The organism is Polaribacter sp. Asnod1-A03, from assembly GCF_045063585.1.
Classification (GTDB): Bacteria; Bacteroidota; Bacteroidia; order Flavobacteriales; family Flavobacteriaceae; genus Polaribacter.
In genome coordinates this window covers 1046712-1069241 of record NZ_JBEFOE010000009.1, presented here as the reverse complement: position 1 = coordinate 1069241, position 22530 = coordinate 1046712, and the positions used below count along the sequence as shown (strand labels likewise).

At 33.8% G+C, this 22530-nt stretch carries 13 protein-coding genes; all 13 read left to right on the top strand.

Annotated features, from left to right (window positions below):
• The first annotated feature begins 8 nt into the window (after positions 1 to 8).
• The 13 genes from ACJJVY_RS05155 to ACJJVY_RS05095 all read left to right on the top strand — a co-directional run bounded on the left by ACJJVY_RS05155 (position 9) and on the right by ACJJVY_RS05095 (position 22510).
• The gene (locus ACJJVY_RS05155; RefSeq protein ID WP_405605859.1) at positions 9 to 1061 is read left to right on the top strand and encodes an alpha-L-fucosidase; all 1053 of its coding nucleotides are present in this window, start codon (positions 9 to 11) and stop codon (positions 1059 to 1061) included.
• Position 1062: 1 nt separating this feature from the next.
• Entirely contained in the window at positions 1063 to 2577 is a 1515-nt protein-coding gene (locus tag ACJJVY_RS05150) for a sulfatase-like hydrolase/transferase (protein WP_405605857.1), read from the top strand.
• A gap of 7 nt (positions 2578 to 2584) precedes the next feature.
• Positions 2585 to 4207 carry an alpha-L-fucosidase gene (locus tag ACJJVY_RS05145; RefSeq protein WP_405605855.1) on the top strand — a complete coding sequence of 541 codons (1623 nt, stop codon included), beginning with the start codon at positions 2585 to 2587 and terminating at the stop codon, positions 4205 to 4207.
• A 93-nt stretch (positions 4208 to 4300) separates the two neighbouring features.
• Positions 4301 to 5695, top strand: a complete 1395-nt coding sequence (locus ACJJVY_RS05140; RefSeq protein WP_405605853.1) for a glycoside hydrolase family 30 protein — start codon at positions 4301 to 4303, stop codon at positions 5693 to 5695.
• Positions 5696 to 5714: 19 nt separating this feature from the next.
• Positions 5715 to 8306 carry a glycoside hydrolase family 3 C-terminal domain-containing protein gene (locus ACJJVY_RS05135; protein ID WP_405605851.1) on the top strand — a complete coding sequence of 864 codons (2592 nt, stop codon included), beginning with the start codon at positions 5715 to 5717 and terminating at the stop codon, positions 8304 to 8306.
• A 15-nt stretch (positions 8307 to 8321) separates the two neighbouring features.
• A complete protein-coding gene (locus tag ACJJVY_RS05130) occupies positions 8322 to 9896 on the top strand; it encodes a sulfatase (RefSeq protein WP_405605850.1) in 1575 nt (524 codons plus the stop codon).
• A 31-nt stretch (positions 9897 to 9927) separates the two neighbouring features.
• A complete protein-coding gene (locus ACJJVY_RS05125; protein WP_405605848.1) occupies positions 9928 to 11244 on the top strand; it encodes a sulfatase in 1317 nt (438 codons plus the stop codon).
• 9 nt (positions 11245 to 11253) lie between these two features.
• Complete coding sequence (locus ACJJVY_RS05120; RefSeq protein WP_405605846.1) at positions 11254 to 13029, top strand: arylsulfatase; 1776 nt, start codon at positions 11254 to 11256, stop codon at positions 13027 to 13029.
• Positions 13030 to 13050: 21 nt separating this feature from the next.
• Positions 13051 to 15387, top strand: a complete 2337-nt coding sequence (locus tag ACJJVY_RS05115) for a glycosyl hydrolase family 95 catalytic domain-containing protein (protein ID WP_405605844.1) — start codon at positions 13051 to 13053, stop codon at positions 15385 to 15387.
• Entirely contained in the window at positions 15387 to 16781 is a 1395-nt protein-coding gene (locus ACJJVY_RS05110; protein ID WP_405605842.1) for a sulfatase, read from the top strand. The genes ACJJVY_RS05115 and ACJJVY_RS05110 overlap by 1 nt, the downstream gene beginning before the upstream one ends.
• Positions 16778 to 18364 (top strand): arylsulfatase, encoded by a 1587-nt coding sequence (locus tag ACJJVY_RS05105; RefSeq protein WP_405605840.1) that lies wholly within the window; start codon positions 16778 to 16780, stop codon positions 18362 to 18364. Before ACJJVY_RS05110 ends, ACJJVY_RS05105 begins: the two co-directional genes overlap by 4 nt.
• Positions 18365 to 18375: 11 nt before the next feature.
• Complete coding sequence (locus tag ACJJVY_RS05100; RefSeq protein WP_405605838.1) at positions 18376 to 21066, top strand: glycoside hydrolase family 3 C-terminal domain-containing protein; 2691 nt, start codon at positions 18376 to 18378, stop codon at positions 21064 to 21066.
• A gap of 7 nt (positions 21067 to 21073) precedes the next feature.
• Positions 21074 to 22510, top strand: coding sequence for a glycoside hydrolase family 30 protein (locus tag ACJJVY_RS05095; protein ID WP_405605836.1), 1437 nt, complete (start codon positions 21074 to 21076; stop codon positions 22508 to 22510).
• Positions 22511 to 22530: the final 20 nt, after the last annotated feature.

The window sequence follows — 22530 nt, the reverse complement described above, 5'->3', positions numbered from 1 at the left end:
TCAATTAAATGAAAAAAAGACACATACTTTCTTTACTATTCTTACTCGTAATTAATTTGAGTTATGCTCAAAATAAAGTAAACTATTTAGAAGAATCTAAAGAAGATTTTAAACAAAGAATGCAGTGGTTTTCTGATGCTAAATACGGTATGTTTATCCATTTTGGTTTATATAGTCAGTTAGGTGGTATTTATAAAGGCAATGATAAAGGGCGTTATGCAGAGTGGATTCAAGGAAATCAAAACATTCCATCAGACGAATATGCTAAACTAATTAATACTTGGAATCCTGAAGATTTTGATGCTCGCAAAATAGTAAAATTAGCAAAAAAAGCAGGGATGAAATATTTAGTAATCACCACAAAACATCACGAAGGTTTTTGTTTATGGGATTCTGAATTTACAGATTTTGATATTGCAAATTCACCTATGAAAGGACGAGATTTAGTCCAAGAATTGGCAGATGAATGTAAAAAGCAAGGTATTGTTTTTGGTACTTATTATAGTATCACAGATTGGCATCAAGGATCTCAATATGTAGAAGAAGGTAAAGGTTGGGGTATGATGAAAATGCATGAAGGTAGAAAAGAAGAATACGTTCAATATTTAAAAAATCAAATAAAAGAGTTAATTGTAAACTACGATTCTAACATTATTTGGTTTGATGCCGACTGGGTAGATTGGTGGACTTTAGAAGATGGTAAAGATTTATACCAATATATAAGAGAGTTAAAGCCAAGTATTATAATTAATAATAGAGTTGCTAAAAGAAAAATATTTAAAAAAGATTTTGGTACGCCAGAGCAATTTCATTTAGAAAATGAAGTAGATTATTATTGGGAAGCATGTTATACAATGAATGATTCTTGGGGTTTTAAAATTAAAGATACAGACTGGAAAAGTCCAGAAGAAGTTTATGAGAAATTAAAAGACATTAACGGAAAAGGAGGTAACTTTTTATTAAATATTGGGCCTGATGGAAATGGTGATGTACCAAAAGAATCTGTAAAGATTTTAAAGAAAGTTGGTAAGATGTTAAAAAAGGAAAAAAAAGAGAATTAAAATGATAACGAAAAAAGTAATTTATAGTCTTCTATTTTTATCTTTAGTTTCATTTGGTTGTAAAGAAGCAAAACCGAAAGAGGAGAAAGTAAAACAACCAAACATACTTTTCTTATTTACAGATGATCAAAGAGGTGGAACTATTGGTGCTATGGACAAATACAATGTGCAGACACCAAATATGGATCAATTGGTTGAAAACGGAACATCATTTACAAATTCATATATTCTAGGAGCAACAACTGCTGCAGTTTGTTCACCAAGTAGAGCAATGTTAATGACTGGTCGTCATTATTTTAATATCGAACCTAATGTGTATGCTCAATTTGCTTTTAATAAAGAAGACAAGGGTAAGAGTGATAAATTAACATTTCCTGAATATTTTAAATCGAATGGTTACACAACTTTTGCTACAGGAAAACAACATAATGGAGAACCTTGGATAGAAAGAGGTTTTACTAAAGTTAAATCTGCTTTTTTAGGTGGAATGACAAGACACTTTGGAACAAAAGTTAAAGATTATACACCAGAGACAGGATGGTCTGAAGGATATAAAGATGATGAGAAATTCAGTAGTGAAGTTTTTGCTGATGCTGCAGTTGGATTTTTAGACTCTTATAAAGAAGAAAAACCATTTTTAATGTATGTTGCTTTTACAGCACCGCATGATCCACGTACAGCTCCACAAGAATTTCATGATATGTATCCTGCAGAAGAGATGGCTGTACCAGAAAACTTTAAGCCTCAACATCCTTTTGAAATAGCAGACGATCATATTAGAGATGAAGTTTTAGCTCCATTTCCAAGAACAAAAGCTATCGTTCAAAAAGAAATATCAGACTATTATGCAATGATTACTGCTACCGATACTCAAATTGGTAGAATCTTAAAAGCGTTAGAAGCTTCTGGTGAAGCAGATAATACAATCATTGTATTAGCGGGAGATAATGGTTTGGCTTTAGGTCAACATGGTTTATTAGGTAAACAAAATGTTTACGAACATAGTGTAAGTGTTCCAATGGTTTTTGTAGGTCCAAATATTCCTAAAAATGAAAAGAACGGTGCGTTAGCATATTTACATGATATTTTTCCAACTTTATGTGGTTTAACAGGTCTTGATATACCAGATTCTATCCAAACAGAAGATTTAACAGCTGTTATTAAAGGTGATGAAAAAGAAGTTAGAAACAGTATGTTTTACGCATACAATTCTTGGCCAGGTGAAGGGTATAAACCAAAAGTAAATAATCATGGAGGGCATAGAGCGGTTCGTAAGGGAGATTTTAAATTGATTGTAAGTTCTAAGAAAGATACATATAACTACCAATTGTTTAATCTTAAAAATGATTCTTTAGAGCTTGTAAATCTTTATGATGATAAAAACTATAAGGGTATAAAAGAGGATTTAACAATAGAGTTAGAGAAATTAATAAAAGAAGTTGGTGATCCTGCGGATTTATCTAAAAAAGAATTTGGAATTTTTGATAATCCAGAGGATTATAATTTTAAAAAGTAATTTAAGAATGTTTTCATCTTTAAAAAATAAGCAGACAAAAACAGTTTTTTTAAACTTGGTTATATTTAGTGTATTAGCTTTATTAAATGCTAATGCTACTTTAGCACAAGAAAAAGAATTGTCTTGGGATGAACTTGCAGACCAATACGAATGTCCAGAATGGTTTAGAGATGCTAAGTTTGGTATTTGGTTTCATTGGGGGCCACAAGCACAACCAGAACAAGGTGGTGGTTGGTATGCGCGCCACATGTATATGAAAGATGTTGGTCGTCAAAAATTTGGAAAAATGGCTAATCCTTATCATTTACAGACTTACGGTCATCCATCAGAATTCGGATTTAAAGATGTAATCAACGAGTGGAAAGCTGAAAAATTTGACGCACAAGCATTAATCAATTTCTCAAAAGAAAATGGCGCAAAATATATTGTTGCTTTAGCAAATCATCATGATCATTTCGATTTGTTTAATTCTACACATCATGATTGGAATTCGGTAAACGTAGGTCCAAAAAAAGACATTATCGGTGAGTTTGAAAAAGCAACCCGCAATGCAGGTTTAAAATTTGGAGTTACAAGTCATGATGATCGTTTTTTAAATTGGTGGAAACCTGCTTTTGGTTCTGATAAAGAAGGAAAATATGCTGGTGTTCCTTATGATGCACGCTTAACTAAAGAAGATGGTAAAGGACTTTGGTGGGAAGGTTTAGACCCGAAAGATTTATATGGTCCTGCTCCAGAAGATCGCACACCAGAAATTATTGAAGGTATAAAAAAGAACTGGTTAAAACGTCATTTAGAATTAGTAAATAATTACAAACCAGATTTATTATATAATGATGGATTTAATTTTACATATGGCGATTATGGTAAAGAAGTTACACGTAAACTTTACAATAATAGTTTAGAAGATAATGGAAAAATAGATGCTGTAATGCTTTTAAAAAGAAAAGCAAAAGGTACCGTAAACGAGGTAGAATCTGGTGGTAGTAATACTTTAAGAGAATCTCCATGGCAGTCAGAAATTACGTTTACAGATTGGTTTTACAAAAAAGACCGTCACCTAACACACAATGCGCGTACTATTTTAGAGATGCTAGTTGAAGCCGTTAGTAAAAACGGAAACTTATTGTTGAGTATGGAATTAAGTCCTGATGGAACAATTCCTCACGAAATTAAAAAGAGTGTAAAAATTGTAGGTGATTGGCTAAAAATTAATGGTGAAGCAATTTACAGTACACGTCCTTGGAAAGTTTATGGAGATGGAAGAAGTGTAAGAGGAGAGGAAGTTGAAACTGTAGAAGGCGAATTACGTAATGCTACTGAAAATCAAAAACATGGAGAGCATTTTAACCAGCGTACTACAGCAACCCCTGCTTTTGATCATGATGAAGTTCGTTACACAACAAAAGGAGATGATTTCTATATCATAGTAATGAATCCTAAAGGTGGTGAGTTTTTAATTCCTTCATTAGGAAAATTAAGTGAAGTAAACCCAGGGAAACTTAAAAAGTTAATTCAGATTTATGATGACACAAGAATTTCATTTAAACAAACAGACAAAGGTTTAAGTATTAAGATGCCTAAAGTTAACGGAGATAGTTATCCAGTTGTTTTAAAAGCTAAATTTTAGATGTAATTGGCCTATGGTTTAATTACTCAGAGCCAGTTTAAAAACAGTAATATATATATTAAAATGCATCTAAAAAGAAAAGAAATTAATATTATGAAGCAATACATTTTTTCAGTTTTAGCAGCTTTAGTGATTTCATTATCGCACGCTCAAACCAATTCAAAAGTTTATTATGTTGAACTTATTGAAGGTCAAGATATTGATGCAAATCCCATAAAAGAAAGCGAAGCAAAATCAGAAGGAAAAGGGATTTCTATACGTATCTATCCTGATATTTCATTTCAAACTATAAAAGGTATAGGTGGTGCTTTTAATGAGATAGGAGGAGAAGCCTTAATGTCTTTGAGTAAATCACAGCAAAATGAGATTATGAAAAACTTATTTGATGTTAATGGTGCAAATTTTACAGTTTGTAGAACGGCTATTGGGGCAAGTGATTTTGGAATAGATGCATATAGTTATAGTGAAGTTTCGAATGATTATAAAATGAAAAAGTTTTCTATCGAAAGAGAAAAAACAAGTGTGATTCCTTTTATTCAAATGGCATACAAATATAACCCTGAAATGGAATTATTTGCTTCACCATGGAGTCCTCCAGGTTGGATGAAAGAATCGGGGGTGATGGATAGAGGTGAAGAATTTCCTGAAAAAAACATTTTAAAAAATAACCCTAAGGTATACGAGGCTTACGCATTATATTTTTCTAAATATGTAGAAGCGTATGCTAAAGAAGGTATTTCAGTTGATAAAATCGTAATTCAGAATGAGCAAGATATTAGTACAAAATACCCATCTAACCACATGCCTCCAGAAGAAATGGGTGAGTTTGTAATCAAATATCTACGTCCACAATTTAATAAAGCGAAAACACCAGCAGAAATTTATGCAGGTACCTTTCGTACCGCAAAAAGATTAGATGGTTTAGAATTTGTAAACAATACAAATTATAGAGAAGCAGTTGACGGAGTTGGTGTGCAATACATGAATTCTAGACAAATAGAAAATATGCAATCTGTATATCCTGATATTAATTTTTTACATACAGAAGGCATTTGTTTTGGAGGTAAAAATAGTATAGATCAAGCTTTTTCTCGATTTAATGAAGTCGCTTCTTTTATAAATCATGGTGTACCTAACTTCTGTTATTGGAATATGATTTTAAATGAAGACTCATCTAGTGGTTGGGGATGGAAACAAAATAGTTTAATCAAAATTAATCGTAAAGAAAAAACTGTAACATATAACCCTGATTATGCAGCAATGGCACTTTTTGGTCGTTTTATGAAACCAGGAATGAAACGTGTTGCATCTGCTTCTTGGTATGGTGATACTATTACACTTGCAGATGATGATAATGTTTATTTATTCATAAAAAACGACTCTGATAAGGTAAAGACATTTGATATTTGGTTGAAAGATGATCATGCGCAAGTAGTAGATATTCCTGCAAACACCATTTCAGTAGTCGAAGTAAATTATAAAAAATAATTAATAGTAGTTTTTTAGAATGAAAAAATCAAAAGTTACCATATTCCTTGTCTTGGCTTTGGTTACCTTAATAACTAAGGCACAGGAAAATCTTCCGTATTTAAATCCATCATTATCATTTGATGAACGTGTAGATGATTTAGTGTCTAGAATGACTCTAGAAGAAAAAGTTGGTCAAATGATGAATGATGCACCAGCCATTCCACGTTTAAAAATTCCTGCTCATGAATATTGGAATGAAGCTTTACACGGTGTAGCACGTGCGGGTAAAGCAACGGTTTTTCCTCAAGCAATAGGAATGGGAGCTACGTTTGATGAAGAGTTGATATTCGAATCTGCTACTGTAATTTCTGATGAAGCGAGAGCAAAACATCACGAGGCTTTACGTAACAATTCTTTTAAAAGATATGAAGGCTTAACTTATTGGACTCCAAACGTAAATATATTTAGAGATCCTCGTTGGGGTCGTGGTCAAGAAACTTATGGAGAAGACCCGTATTTAACCTCTAGAATGGGAGTTAGTTTTGTAAAAGGATTACAAGGTGACGATGACAAATATTTAAAATTAGTAGCAACACCTAAGCACTTTGCGGTACATAGTGGTCCAGAACCAGAAAGACATTTTTTTGACGCTGCAACTACAGAACGTGATTTATATGATACTTATTTACCAGCTTTTGAAGCTACAGTTAAAGAAGGAAAAGCATATTCAATAATGGCAGCATATAACAGATATATGGGAACACCATGTTGTGCGAGTCATCAATTATTAGATGAAATTTTACGTAAAGATTGGGGGTTTGATGGATTTGTTGTATCCGACTGTAATGCGATTAGAGATATTCATGATTATCATAATTTTGTAGACTCTAAAGAAGAAGCTGCATCTGTAGCTGTAAAAGCAGGATGTGATTTAAATTGTGGTTCTCGTTACGAGTTTTTAATAAATGCTGTAGCAGTTGGAGATATTACTGAAGCAGAAATAGATGTGTCTTTAAAAAGAATTTTAAAAGCACGTTTTAAATTAGGAATGTTTGATCCTGTTGAAATGGTGTCTTACGCAAGTATTTCTATGGATGTTGTAAGCTCAGAAAAACACAGAGCTTTAGCTTTAAAAACAGCTCAGAAGTCAATGGTGTTATTAAAAAATGAAAATAATACTTTACCACTTAAAAAAGACGTAAAATCGATTGCAGTTATAGGACCTAATGCAAATGATTTAGAAGTTCTTCTAGGTAATTATAACGGTTTTCCATCTAAATATTTTACACCTTTAGACGGTATTAAGAATAAGGTTTCTAAAGACACAAAAATCTATTACGAAGCTGGAACTGAATTAATATCTAAAGAACCAACAATGTCTTTAATACCAGAAGAGTTTTTAAGTTTTAAGGGAAAAATAGGATTGCAAGCGACTTATTACAACAATCACGATTTTTCTGGAACACCAGTTGAAACTAGAGTAGAAAAAGTTATTAACTCTAACTGGAACTTAAATCCTGTTAAAGGATTAGATGAAGCTAATTTTTCAGTAGAATATAACGGAACAATTAAAGTAGATGTTTCAGGTTCTTATAAATTAGGATTACAAAGTCATCACAGAGGTTACACATTAGCTATTGATGGTAAATTAATTGTAGATAATACAGATAAACCAAAAAGAAAAATTATAGAAGGGTCTATTCAATTAGAGAAAGGAAAATCTTATAATGTAAATATAAAATATTTCCATGTTGGTTATCCTGCAAAATTAAAATTTTTATGGGCTTCTCCAGAAAAAACATCTTTTGATAAAGCAATAGAATTGGCTAAAAAATCTGAAGTTGTGGTTTTTGTTGGAGGAATTTCTCCTGGAGTAGAAGGTGAGCAAATGCCAGTAAACTCAAAAGGTTTTGATGGTGGTGATAAAACAAATATTGATTTACCAGAAATTCAAACAGAACTATTAAAAGCATTGCATAAAACAGGTACTCCTGTCATTTTAGTATTACTAAATGGTAGTGCTTTAGCAATAAATTGGGAAGATGAAAATTTACCTGCTATTGTAGAAGCTTGGTACCCTGGTGAACTTGGTGGTAATGCAATTGCAGATGTACTCTTTGGAGATTACAATCCTTCTGGACGTTTACCCGTAACTTTTTATAAATCACATAAAGATTTATCACCTTTTGTTAATTATAGTATGAAAGGAAGAACTTATAGATATTTTGAAGGAGAAGCTTTATATCCTTTTGGTTATGGTTTAAGTTACACAAATTTTAAATATGATAAATTAAAATTATCAAAAGAAAAAATCAATAAAACAGGTACAACAAAAGTTTCTGTAAGAGTTAAAAATATTGGTGATTTAGATGGTGATGAGGTTGTACAACTTTATATAAAAGATGTAAAGAGTTCTGTAAAAAGACCTTTAATGGATTTAAAAGGTATAGAAAGAATTTCATTAAAATCAGGAAAATCAACAACAGTAACTTTTGAAATTACATCAGAAGATTTAGAATTCTTTGACACAGTTCACCGTAAAAAAGTGGTAGAATCAGGAATATTTGAAATAGGTATTGGTGCTGCTTCAAATAATTTTGAAACAGTAAAACTAGAAGTTATAAATTAAATAATTGTTATATAAATGAGAAAATTACTTCAATTTGGTGTTATAGTTTTGTTTGCTATGTTATTAATAACTAGTTGTAAAGATAAACCCAAAGAAGCGCAAGAAGAGGTTAAAGCAAAAAGGCCTAATATTTTATTTATTATGTCTGATGATCATACGGCGCAAGCTTGGGGAATCTATGGAGGTATATTAGAAAACCATGTTCGTACTCCAAATATTTCTAGGTTGGCAGATGAAGGAACTGTTTTAGAAAATTGTTTAGTTTCAAATTCTATTTGTACACCAAGTAGAGCAACTATATTAACAGGTCAATACAGTCATGTAAATGGAGTTAAAATTTTAGACGCTGGATTATCTCCAGAATATAATAATATAGCCAAAGAAATGCAAAAAGGAGGTTATCAAACCTCAATAGTTGGTAAATGGCATTTAAAACAAGAACCTGCAGGTTTTGATTATTATGCAGTACTTCCCGGTCAAGGAGAGTACCATAACCCAATCATTAAAACCGCAGATAATTGGCAAGATTATTACGAAGGTGGAAAACAATACGAAGGTTATAGTACAGATGTTATTACAGATATGACAATCGATTGGATAGAAAATCGTGATCAAAATAAACCTTTTATGGCTATGTGCCATTTTAAAGCAACGCATGAACCTTATGATTATCCTGAGCGTTTTGCAAATTTATATAAAGACGAAGAAATACCTGTTCCAGACTCTTTTTATGATAGTAGCGCATCTACAACAGGACGTTCATTTTTAGGGCAGTCTATGGATAATTTAAAACAAAGATATTTAGCAGCTACTGCAGATCCATCTTTGAGACATGATTTTATGAATTACCCTGGTTTACCTTTTTCTGTAGATGGATTAACAAATGAAGAAGCTAGAGCTAAAACATATCAAAAAATGATTAAAGATTTTATGCGTTCTACTGCAGCTGTTGATGATAATATAGGGAAGCTTTTAAATTATTTAGAAGAGTCTGGTTTAGCAGAAAACACGGTTGTAATTTATACTGCAGATCAAGGTTACTTTTTAGGAGAGCATGGTTGGTTTGATAAACGATTAATTTTTGAAGAATCGATACATATGCCATTTGTAATTCGTTATCCAAAAGAAGTTAGAGCAGGAGCAAGGAATAAAGATTTAATCGAGAATGTAGATTTTTCAGCATTATTTGCAGATTATGCAAATATAGAATATCCTAAAGATATGCAGGGTAAAAGTTTTCGTGAAAACTTAAAAGGCAATACCCCAGGTGATTGGAGAGATTATGGGTATTATAGATACTGGGACCATTCAAAAGATAGACCAGGACACTTTGGTATTCGTGGGCAACGTTATAAATTAGCGTTCTTTTATGGAAATGGATTTGAAGGTGCAGCACAAGATCAATTCTGGGATTTTTACGATTTAGAAGAAGATCCAAAAGAATTACATAATGCATACAACGATCCTAAATACAAAGACATTATAGCAGAGCTTAAAGCTGAAATTTTAAAGAAAAAAGAAGCTGTCGCCGATACGGATGCGGATACACCTGAAGTTCTTGAGATTATTAAAGAACATTGGAACGATTAATTTTAACTGAAAAGTTATTAAAAAACAATTTATGTTTAATAAACTACTTATCATATTTTTTGTTGCAGCAAGTTTAACAAATTGTGCTGCTCAAAAACAGGATAAACCTAACATCATCGTAATTATGGCGGATGATATGGGTTATGGCGATTTATCATGTTATGGTAGTACATTAATCAATACGCCTAACCTAGATAAAATGGCGTCAGAGGGTATTAAGTTTACCGATTTTCATTCTAATGGTTCCGTTTGTAGCCCAACACGTGCCGCAATCCTTACAGGTAAATACCAACAGCGCGTTGGTATTGATGGTGTTGTAACAGCAAAACAACATCGTGATGTTGGACTAGCGACTAGCGAAAAAACATTTGCAGAGGCAATAAAAGATGCAGGCTATGTTACAGGTATGTTTGGGAAATGGCATGTAGGTTATAAAACAGAATTCAACCCAATAAACCAAGGTTTCGATGAGTACATTGGTTATGTTTCAGGAAATGTAGATTACCATTCACATATCGATCAAGTTGGATATTTAGATTGGTGGGACGGCGATAAAATTAAAAATGAAGAAGGCTATTCTACAGATTTAATTACCGAGCATTCAGTTAATTTTATTAAACGTCATAAAGACGAACCTTTTTTACTTTATATTCCTCATGAAGCACCACACGGTCCCTTTCAAGGTCGTTTATCTAAAGCAGAACGTACTGTAGGTTGGAAAGATGGTGCTAAGCAAAAGGGCAAAATGTCTGAGGAAGAACTTAATACCATTTATAAAGAAATGGTTGAGGTTATGGATGAAGGTGTTGGTAAAGTGATGGCAACTTTAAAAGAATTGAATTTAGATAAGAATACCTTAATTTTCTTCTGTTCAGATAACGGAGCTTCTAGAAAAGTGGGAAGCAATGGTGGTTTAAGAGGTTATAAATCTACCTTATGGGAAGGTGGTCATCGTGTATCTGCCATGGCTTGGTACCCTGGGAAGATTAAACCAAATCAGGTAAATAACGAAACCATTTTAACTATGGATTTGTTCCCAACTATTATGGATTTTGTTGGAGCCAAAACACCAGAAGGATTAGATGGTGTTAACCTTAAAAATAATCTAACTACAGGTGAAGCTTTGCAAGAAAGAGATGTGTTTTGGGGTTACGTTGGTAGAAAAGCCATTCGTCAAGGCGATTGGAAATTAATTTTACGAAGCAAAACAGCAGAACCTTTATTATATAATTTAAAAGAAGATATTGAAGAGAGCAACAACCTTGCTAGTCAACATCCAGAAATGGTAGAAACCATGCTTAAAAAATTACAAGTTTGGAGCGACGATGTCAATTCGACTTCAGAATAATTAATAGTCATGAAAGATTCATTTTACATAAATATATTTGTTTTACTGCTAGCTCTAAGTAGTTGTAACGAAACTAAAAAGGAGGAAGTATCGGTTTCTAAACCCAATGTTATTTTAATTGTAACAGACGATCAAGGTTTTGGCGATATTGGTTATTACGGCAATCCACATATAAAAACACCAGTTTTAGATAGTTTAGCAAGTAAAAGTGTACGTTTCGATGATTTTTCGGTAAACCCGGTTTGTGCGCCAACACGTTCTGCAATCATGACGGGTAAATATTCCATGACAACAGGTGTGCATGATACGTATCGTGGTGGTGCAATGATGGCGCCAAGTGAAGTTACTATTGCCGAAATTTTAAAAGCATCAGGATATAGAACAGGAATGATAGGTAAGTGGCATTTAGGCGATAATTACCCAATGCGCCCACAAGATCAAGGTTTCGATTATACTTTAAATCATTTATCTGGTGGTATCGGGCAGTATGGCGATTGGCCAAATACATTAAAAAGAGATAGTAGTTATTTTAATCCAATTTTATGGAAAAACGGTAAACAAGTAAAAACTCAAGGCTATTGTACAGATGTATTTACCGAAGCGGCAATGGATTATATAGAAGACCATAAAAACGATCCGTTCTTTTTATATCTATCTTACAATGCACCTCATGGGCCATTGCAATTACCTCAAAAATATTACGACATGTATAAAGATGTCGATATCGATGCAGGTTTAATAAACCAAGGTAAACCATATCCAAATGTTACCGACCATAGTCGTGAAAACTCAAGAAAAGTTTACGGTATGGTAACGAATATCGACGATAATTTAAGATTGCTTTTCAACAAGCTTGAAAACTTAGGTATTGATGAAAATACCTTGGTTATTTTCATGACAGACAACGGCCCACAACATCCAAGATATATTGCAGGAATGCGCGGTAAAAAGGGTTCGGTATTTCAAGGTGGTGTTCGTGTGCCAAGTTTCTGGTACTTTCCAAAAGCTTTTAAAGAAGCAAGAGATATAAATACACCTGCTGCACATTACGATATTTTACCAACTTTAGCAGAGTTTACTGGTGCTAAAATACCTGAAGATTTAACTATTGAAGGACAAAGTTTAATGCCATTATTAACCAAAAAAACTGATTCCTTACCAGAACGAGTTATTAACCGTTATTGGGCAAGAACAGCACCGGTTCATTACAGAAATATATCTACTAGAAAAGGTGAAATGAAATTAGTTGGTGTTGGTAAAGACGAAAACAATAACGACAAGTTCGAGCTTTTCAATTTAACTGAAGATCCTTACGAGCAAAATGATATTTCAGAAAATAATAAACCTTTAGTTGAAGAATTAAAAGCTGAAATGTCATCATGGGTTGATACTATGGAAAACTCAGAACATATTATTGAGTCTCCAAGACCGATAATAGGAACAGTTTTTGAGAATCCTGTAATGCTGAATCAAAATGATGCACTTTTCTTAAAGAAGGAAGGTTTTAAGAACGAGTTTATTTATTGGGATGTTATTGTAGACGAAACTAAAACCTTCGATATCATCGTTCATTTTGATTGTGAAATCGAAACAACGGGCGAGTTAGAATTGGTTCTAGGCGATACATCTAAAACATTAAAAATTGAAGCTAATGGTAAAACGAGTTTTAGTTTTAATAATATAGAATTGGAAAAAGGCGCATTAACCATAATGCTAAAAACGTATTTAAAAAGAAAAGGTGAATTACAATATGTCTATCCTTTTTATATCGAAATTAAAGGATAAACAACCAAGCCGGTAAATTTAATGAAGACAAGAATCAAAAACAGTATTAAAATATTATCAGTATTAACTTTATGTTTAGCGCTAACATTTTGTGCTAAGCCTAAAGAAGATGTTCAACAAAAAGACGAGTTTAAACTTCAATATTCCGAGCCAGCAGAAAAATGGACGGAAGCCTTACCAATTGGTAACGGAAGTTTAGGTGCCATGGTTTTTGGTGGTGTTACTCAAGAGCGTATTCAGTTTAATGAAGAAACACTTTGGCGTGGGCAACCTCACGATTATGCGCATGAAGGTGCAGGCGAGTATTTAGGAGAAATTAGAGAATTATTAGCTACAGGCGAGCAAATGAAAGCTCAGAAAATAGCTCAAGATAATTTTATGAGCGATCCTATAAAACAAATTCACTATCAGCCATTCGGAGATATTTATATCGATTTTAAAAATCATGATAATTATACAAATTACCACCGCGAATTAAACTTAAATGATGCGATAAGTTCGGTATCATATACGGTTGAAGGTGTAGATTATTCAAGAGAAGTTTTATCAAGTTTTCCAGATCAAATTATAGCGGTAAACTTAACAGCAAGTAAAGACAAAGCGCTTAATTTCGATTTGTGGTTAGATGCTATTCATGAAGATAAATCGGTTGTCACATCCAACGATTCTCAAACGCTTGTTGTTAAAGTAAAAGATGGTGCTTTATGGGGCGTTTCAACGTTAAAAATTAAAACAAACGGAACAGTTACAACCACCGATGGTAAATTACAAATTACTGAAGCGTCAAATGCAAGTATTTATTTATCGGCGGCAACAAATTATGTCGATTTTAATAATGTTTCTGGAACTCCTGAGAAAATAGTTCCAGCTACTTTGGCAAAAGTTGAAAATTCAGATTATGAAGCCGTTAAAGAAAATCATATTTCAGATTATCAAGAACTATACAACCGTTTTCAAATCAGTTTTGGTGATAACGGAAAATCTAAAAATGCCACAAACCAACGTATTTCAGATTTCAGCATAACACCAGACGATCCGCAATTGGTTGCTTTGTATGTTGAATATGCACGCTACTTAACCATATCGAGTAGTCGTCCAGGAACAAAACCTGCAACCTTGCAAGGTATTTGGAACGATAAATTAACACCGCCATGGTTTAGTAGTTATACCACCAATATTAATTTAGAAATGAACTATTGGCCGGTAGAAATGTATAATTTAAGTGAATGCCACGAACCGTTGTTCGATTTAATTGAAGATCTTTCTGTTACAGGAGCAAAAGTAGCCAAAGCACATTATAATGCCGATGGTTGGATTGTACACCACAACGTTGATATTTGGCGTGGTGCTGCACCAGTAAATGCATCGCATCATGGTATTTGGTTAGGTGGAGCCGCTTGGTTGTCGTCTCATATTTGGGAACATTATTTATTTACTCAAGATAAAGCTTTTTTAGAAAAAAGATATCCGCTATTACGCAATGCCGCTTTATTCTATAGTCAGTTTTTATATGAAGATCCTAATACAGGTTTCTTAATAAGTTCACCTTCAAATTCACCAGAAATTGGTGGTTTAGTTGCTGGCCCAACAATGGATCATCAATTAATTAGAGCATTATTTAGAAGTACTATTGAAGCTTCAAAAGTTTTAAATACCGATCAAGATTTTACATCAACTTTAGAACCTATGATTGCTAAAATAGCACCAAATAAAATTGGTAAATATGGGCAATTGCAAGAGTGGATGGAAGATAAGGATAATCCCGAAAGTCATCACCGTCACGTGTCTCACCTATGGGCAGTTCATCCAGGTAATGAAATTAATTACGAAGACACGCCAGGTTTAATGCAAGCTGCAAAACAATCGTTACAATATAGAGGCGATAATGGAACCGGTTGGAGTTTAGCTTGGAAAATTAATTTTTGGTCGCGCTTTCAAGATGGCGATCATGCTTATAAATTATTACACAAATTATTGAGTCCTGCTGTAAAACCAAACGGAAAAGAAGGAGGCGGATCGTATCCAAACCTTTTTGATGCGCATCCACCTTTTCAAATAGATGGAAATTTTGGTGGTGCTTCAGGTATTTTAGAAATGATTTTACAAAGCCATTTAGACAAAATAGAAATCTTACCAGCGTTACCAAGTGCATTGCCAGAAGGTAAGGTGTCTGGTATTGTTGCTAGAGGTGGATTTGAGTTGTCTTTTGAATGGGAAACAGGCAAACTTAAAGAAGTTTCAGTATTATCAAAAAGTGGCATGCCTTGTGTATTAAGGTATGGAGACAAATCTATTGAGTTTAATACGGAAGTGGGTAAAACATATCATTTTAATGGTTTATTAAATAAAAAGTCTTAATGCAGAAATTAACATTCATATTACTTTTTACTATATCCTTTTTTAGCGCTAAAGCCACGTTGTTGGCTCAAGCTAAAAATTCTAAACCAAATATTATTATTGTTTTTACAGATGATCAAGGGTATCAAGATGTTGGTGTATTTGGTTCACCTTTAATAAAAACACCAAACCTTGATAAAATGGCTGAAAACGGTATAAAGTTTACCGATTTCTATTCGGCATCATCCGTATGTTCGCCATCAAGAGCGGCTTTATTAACAGGAGCTTACCCGCCTCGTGTTGGTGTGCCTGTAGTATTATGGTCAAACCTTCCTGGAGGTTTATCAAACGAAGAATTGACTATTGCTGATATGTTGAAAAATGTTGGATATGCTACAGCTTGTATTGGTAAATGGCATTTAGGACATCAACAACAATATTTACCAACTTCACAGGGATTTGATATGTATTACGGAATACCATCTAGTAATGATATGTCTGTAAATCCAGAGTCTAAAGTATCTAAAAATGTTGTTTTTAGAGAAGAAATGACTTTAGATAGTCTTCGTGAAAAAAAATGGCGCGCTTCTAGGGTGCCATTATTAAAACAAGACGAGGTTATTGAGTATCCAGTCGATCAATCGACTATCACCAAACGCTATACAGAAGAGGCGGTAAGTTTTATAAAGGAAAATCAAAATGAGCCTTTCTTTTTATACTTAGCACATTCTATGCCACATGTTCCGCTTTATGCGTCATCAAGTTTTAAAGGTAAAAGTGCGAGAGGATTATATGGTGATGCTGTTGAAGAGATAGATTGGAGTGTAGGCGAAATTTTAAAAACATTGAAAGCACAAGGTTTAGATGAGAATACCTTAGTGATTTTTACTTCAGATAACGGGCCTTGGACATCGAAAGGAGATCAAGGTGGTAGTGCATTGCCTTTAAGAGGACAAAAAAATGAAACTTTTGAAGGTGGATTTCGTGTACCAATGATAGCACAATGGGAAGGGCAAATAAAAGCCGGTGTGGTTACAGACAAAGTCGCATCAACGATTGATATATTGCCAACCATAGCATCTTTAACAGATTCTGAAATGCCTAATAAAACAATCGATGGTGAAAACATTTGGCCTTTATTTAAGGGAGATGAAAAAGCAAAATCGTATCACGATAAAAAAGGAATCTATTATTATAAAGGTTCTACTTTAGAAGCCGTTAGAAAAGGGGATTGGAAATTACGTGTTACAAGAGATTGTGTGGCATTGTACAATTTAAAAGAGGACATTTCAGAAAGCAAAAATCTCGCTGCTGGAAACCCGAAAATGGTGAAAAAATTGGAAAAAATGATGACAGCCTTTGATGAAGATTTACAAGAGAATAAGCGTAACCAAGAACACCTACTTAAAAAATGAGAATAAAATTAATAACCATTCTAACTTCAGTAAGTTGTCTTTTCTTTTCATGCAAGCATGAAGTGAAAAATACAGCCAATAGATCACAGGTTAAACCAAACATCATTTACATTCTTGCTGATGATTTAGGTATTGGTGATGTGTCTATTTACAATGAAAACTCAAAAATACAAACACCTAATATTGATAATTTAGCTTCGTATGGTGCTATGTACACCGATGCGCATACAAGTTCTGCCGTTTGTACACCAACACGATACAGTATTTTAACCGGTCGCTATAATTGGAGAACATCGCTTAAGCAAGGTGTAGTAAGTGGTTATTCAAAGTCATTAATTCAGCCAGAACGTTCAACAGTTGCCGATTTATTAAAAAACAATGGCTACAATACCGCTTTTATAGGTAAATGGCATATGGGTTGGGACTGGGATATTACACAGCCAGATTCTCTTGGTTTAGATATCGATAACTTAAAATCTAGACCAGTAGTAGATTTTTCAACACCAATTAAAAATGGGCCAAATACACATGGTTTCGATTATAGTTATGGATTTTGTGGTTCTCTAGATATGCCACCTTACGTTTGGGTAGAAAACGATATGCCAACTAGCGTACCAACAAAATTAACTAAAGGTAAAACCAAACAAGGCACCTGGAGAAAGGGGTTGACTGCTGATGATTTTGAACACGAACAGGCGTTACCAGAAATCACAAAACATACCGTAAGTTATATTGGTGAAAACGCAAAAAAAGACAAACCGTTTTTTGTGTATATGCCACTTCCGGCTCCACACACGCCAATTCTTCCAACAGCAGAATTTCAAGGAGCAAGTAATTTAGATAATCCGTATGCCGATTTTGTTATTATGGTAGATTGGGTAGTAGGTGAAGTAACAAAAGCTCTAGAAGCAAACGGCATTGCGGAAAATACATTAATTGTGTTTACAAGTGATAATGGGTGTTCGCCAACGGCAAATTTTAAACAATTAAAAACCAAAAACCATAACCCAAGTTATTTGTACAGAGGAACAAAATCTGATATATATGAAGGCGGACATCGTGTACCTTACATTATGTCTTGGAAAAATAAAATTACAGCGTCAAAATCTGATCAATTATTGTGTACAACAGATTTTTATGCTACGGTTGCCGATATTTTAAATGTTGATTTAGCCGATAATGTTGCCGAAGATAGCTTCAGTCATTTATCAACAACTAATTTAAGTAGCGATGCTTCAAAGCGAGAAAGTATTATTCATCATTCGGTTCGTGGTGAGTTTGCATATAGAAAAGGAGATTATAAAGTAAACTTCTGTAAAGGTTCAGGCGGGTGGAGTTATCCAAATAGCAATACTAAAAAAGCAATTTACGATACCTTGCCAGATTTTCAGCTTTATAATGTAAAAGAAGATGTTGCGGAAACGCATAATTTAGAAGCAGAACATCCAGAAATCATCAAAGAATTTAAAGCCGATTTATTAAAAATTATAAACGACGGACGAAGTACTGTTGGAGAAAAACAGCCTAATGACGAGGCTGCCGCATGGCCACAATTAAAAAAAATAAACGATAACAAATTTTAGTCAATAACAATATGAATAAAATAATTAATATAAAACGAGTTTTAATATTGGCCTTTTTAGGAGGGATTCTAACAATTTCGTTAGCTTTTAATACTAAAAAAGATCCGCCATACAAAAACCCTAAACTCCCAACAGAAGAGCGTGTAAAAGATTTGTTAGGGAGAATGACTTTAGAGGAAAAATTCTGGCAAATGTTTATGATTCCTGGTGATTTAAGTATTGGGAAAGATAAATTAAAACATGGTGTTTTTGGGTTTCAAGTTTCTTCAAAAGGGAAAAATGATAATGCTGCAGAACAAATTATGGATTACGGAACTGCCGGAACAGCAGAAAGTATGGCAAACGAAATTAACGCCCTTCAAAAATTCTTTTTAGAAGAAACACGTTTGGGTATTCCTATCATTCCATTTAATGAAGCTTTGCACGGTTTAGCTCGTGGTGGTGCAACTACATTTCCACAGGCTATAGCCTTAGCATCTACTTGGGATACTGAGTTGGTTAGTGATGTTGCAGGAGCCATTACAAAAGAGACAAAAACAAGAGGTATCCGTCAAATTCTTTCTCCAGTTTTAAACATTGCTCGAGATGTACGTTGGGGACGTGTGGAAGAAACCTATGGTGAAGATCCGTATTTAACGACTCAAATAGGTGTGTCTTTTATCAGTCAGTTTGAAAATGCAGGTGTAATTACAACACCAAAACATTTTGTTGCCAATGTTGGCGCTGGTGGTCGTGATAGTTACCCAATTAGTTTTAACGAGCGTTTGTTAGAAGAAATTTACTTTCCAGCATTTAAGGCAGTTTTTAAAGAAGCAGGAGCACGTTCGGTAATGACAGCTTATAACTCTTTAGACGGCACACCATGTACATCAAATTCATGGTTGTTAAGAGACAAATTAAAAGATGAATGGGGTTTTGATGGTTTTGTAATTTCAGATGCTGGTGCAACTGGTGGTGCAAACGTATTACATTTTACGGCTGCAAATTATGCCGAGGCTACTGAAGATGCAGTTGAAGGTGGTTTGGATGTTATGTTTCAAACCAACTATAATCATTTTCCATTATTCTGGGAAGCTTATGAAAAAGGCATGGTAGATATTGATGCCATTGACGAAGCTGTCGGCCGAATTTTAAAAGCGAAATTCGACTTAGGTTTATTTGAAGATCCTTATGTTGATGCTAAAGAAGCTGATAAATGGAACGGACATAAAACACACCGTGAGTTGGCTAGAAAAGCGGCTTCAAAATCTATGGTGTTATTAAAAAACAAGAATAATACACTTCCGGTTAAAAAAACATCTCAAAAAGTAGCGATGATAGGTCAAGATGTTAAAAACGTAAGACTAGGTGGTTACAGCGGACCAGGAAACGATTTAGTATCAATGTATAATGGTGTAGCAAGTAAAATTGGTGCAGAAAACATTACATACGCCGAAGGTGTTTCAATGAAAGAAGAAACGCATAAGGTGATTGCTCCAAAATTTTTATCGACTACAAAAGACGGAAAAGTTGTTGAAGGTTTAAAGGGTGATTACTTCGATAATATTACACTTAGCGGTTCGCCAAAAGTAGAAAGAGTAGATAAAAAAATAGGTTTTGGATGGACACTTTTTTCTCCTCATGAAGATTTACCTTACGATTGGTATTCTGTGCGTTGGACAGGGAAAGTAAAAGCGCCAAAAACAGGTGTGTTCAATATTGGTATTGAAGGTAACGATGGTTACCGCATGTATTTAGATGGTAAATTACTAATTGATAACTGGCAAAAACAATCGTACAATACTATTCTAAAAGAATTTTCTTTTGTTGAAGGTAAAGAATACGATGTAAAAATTGAATTTTACGAATCTGCTGGAAATGCAAAGTTTAAGTTTGTTTGGGATGCAGAAATTAATGATGCTTGGGAACAACAAATTAAAGATGCAGTTGCGGCTGCCGAAAAAAGTGATGTCGCTGTTGTTTTTGCAGGTATTCACGAAGGTGAGTTTAGAGACCGTGCTTTATTAGCGTTACCTGGCCATCAGGAAGAACTTATTAAAGCTGTAGCAGAAACAGGAAAACCAACTGTAGTTGTTTTAGTAGGTGGTAGTGCTATTACTATGGCAAATTGGATTAACGATGTCGATAGTATTATCATGGCTTGGTATTCTGGTGAAAATGGTGGAAATGGCTTTGCAGATATCCTTTTCGGAGATGAAAATCCTGCAGGACGTTTGCCTATTACATTTCCTGTGGATGAAGCACAATGTCCTTTATACTACAACAACAAACCAACAGGTCGTGGCGACAACTATCACAACTTAACAGGGCAACCTTTATTTCCGTTTGGTTATGGATTAAGTTATACGTCTTTTGAATATTCAAATATCGAATTCAGTAAAAATAATATAGGAACAAACGAAGCTATAGAAGTTACTTGTACCATCACCAATTCTGGAAAATTAGATGGTGAAGAAGTGGTGCAACTTTACATTCGCGATGAGTTATCATCAGTAGCACAACCTATCAAATCACTTAAAGGTTTTCAACGTATTGCTTTAAAAGCAGGTGAATCTAAAAAAGTAACATTTACTTTAGATTCTGATGCTTTATCAATGCTTGATATCGATTTAAAGCGTGTTGTAGAACCAGGCGATTTTAGAATTATGATTGGAGCATCATCAAAAGACATTCGTTTAAGAAAAATTTTAACTGTAAAGTAATATAAAAATGAAAAGTATAAAAGGAATTCTGTTAATCGCGTTAGTAGCTTTTTCAGCTTGTAAAGAAGAAGAAAAAGGATTAACTGTAGCATGGAAAAGCAGTACAGAAGATACCGTTTGGAGTGATAAAATTTATAAAGAAACATCAGAAGATATAAAAACTGATGCAACTATTATTGTAAACACAGAAAAGCAACAACAAAATATTACAGGTTTTGGTGGATGTTTTAACGAGTTGGGTTGGGATGCTTTAGGCATGGTAACACCAGAAGAAAAGCAACAAATTTTAAACGATTTATTTAGTCAAGAAACAGGTTGTAAATTTAGTTTATGTAGAATGCCTATTGGTGCCAACGATTATGCTGTAGATTGGTACAGCCATAATGAAACTGAAGGTGATTTTGCTATGGAAAACTTTTCTATAGATCGAGATAAAAAACGTTTAATTCCATACATAAAAGAAGCTCAAAAAATCAATCCAGATGTGGCTGTTTGGGCGTCTCCTTGGTGTCCACCTTCATGGATGAAGCATAGCAAGCATTACGCATGTAAATCGAATCCAAAATTTAACGATTTACCGGAAGAATGGAGTAATACAGAAGAGTTAGTATCTCGTTTTATTACGGAACCAAAATATTTTGAAGCTTATGCTTTATACTTTTCAAAATTTGTACAAGCTTATGCTGAAGAAGGTATTGATATTAGTGCTGTTCATGTTCAAAACGAATATAACTCGGCTCAAAACTTTCCATCTTGCGTTTGGAAACCTGAAGATTTGGGTATTCTTATTTCAGATTATTTGGGTCCAAAATTCGAGTCAGATAATTTAGATACCGAAATTTGGTTAGGTACCGTTGAGCGTCCACAATTGGAGCGTGTAACTAGTGTTATTGAATATGGTAACGCTAAAAAATATGTTGATGGTGTTGGTTTTCAATGGGCTGGAAAAGGAGCTATTGAATCTGTTCATGCTACATATCCAGAGATGGAATTAATGCAAACTGAAACAGAATGTGGCGATGGATCTAACGATTGGAAAGCAGCAGAATACACCTTCAATTTAATGAAACATTATTTTGAAAACGGTGCTAATTCTTATATGTATTGGAATATGGTTTTAGATGAAACAGGAAAAAGTCAATGGGGATGGAAACAAAATTCTATGATTTCTATTGATAGTAATTCAAAAGCCATTACATACAATCCGGAGTTTTATTTAATGAAACATTTAAGTGCATTTGTGGCTCCAGGATCGGTTAAATTAGAAACTGCTGGCGACGATGATAGTGCGATTGTATTCTACAACAAAGCTGAAAACAAAGTGGTTGTTTTAGCATATAATAGCGCAGATGAAAACAAAGAATTTCAATTTAATATAAACGATAAAGAAGTTAAAACATCATTAGAAGCAAAATCCTTTAACACTTTAACTGTAACTTTATAATAGTGATGAACAGAAGAAAA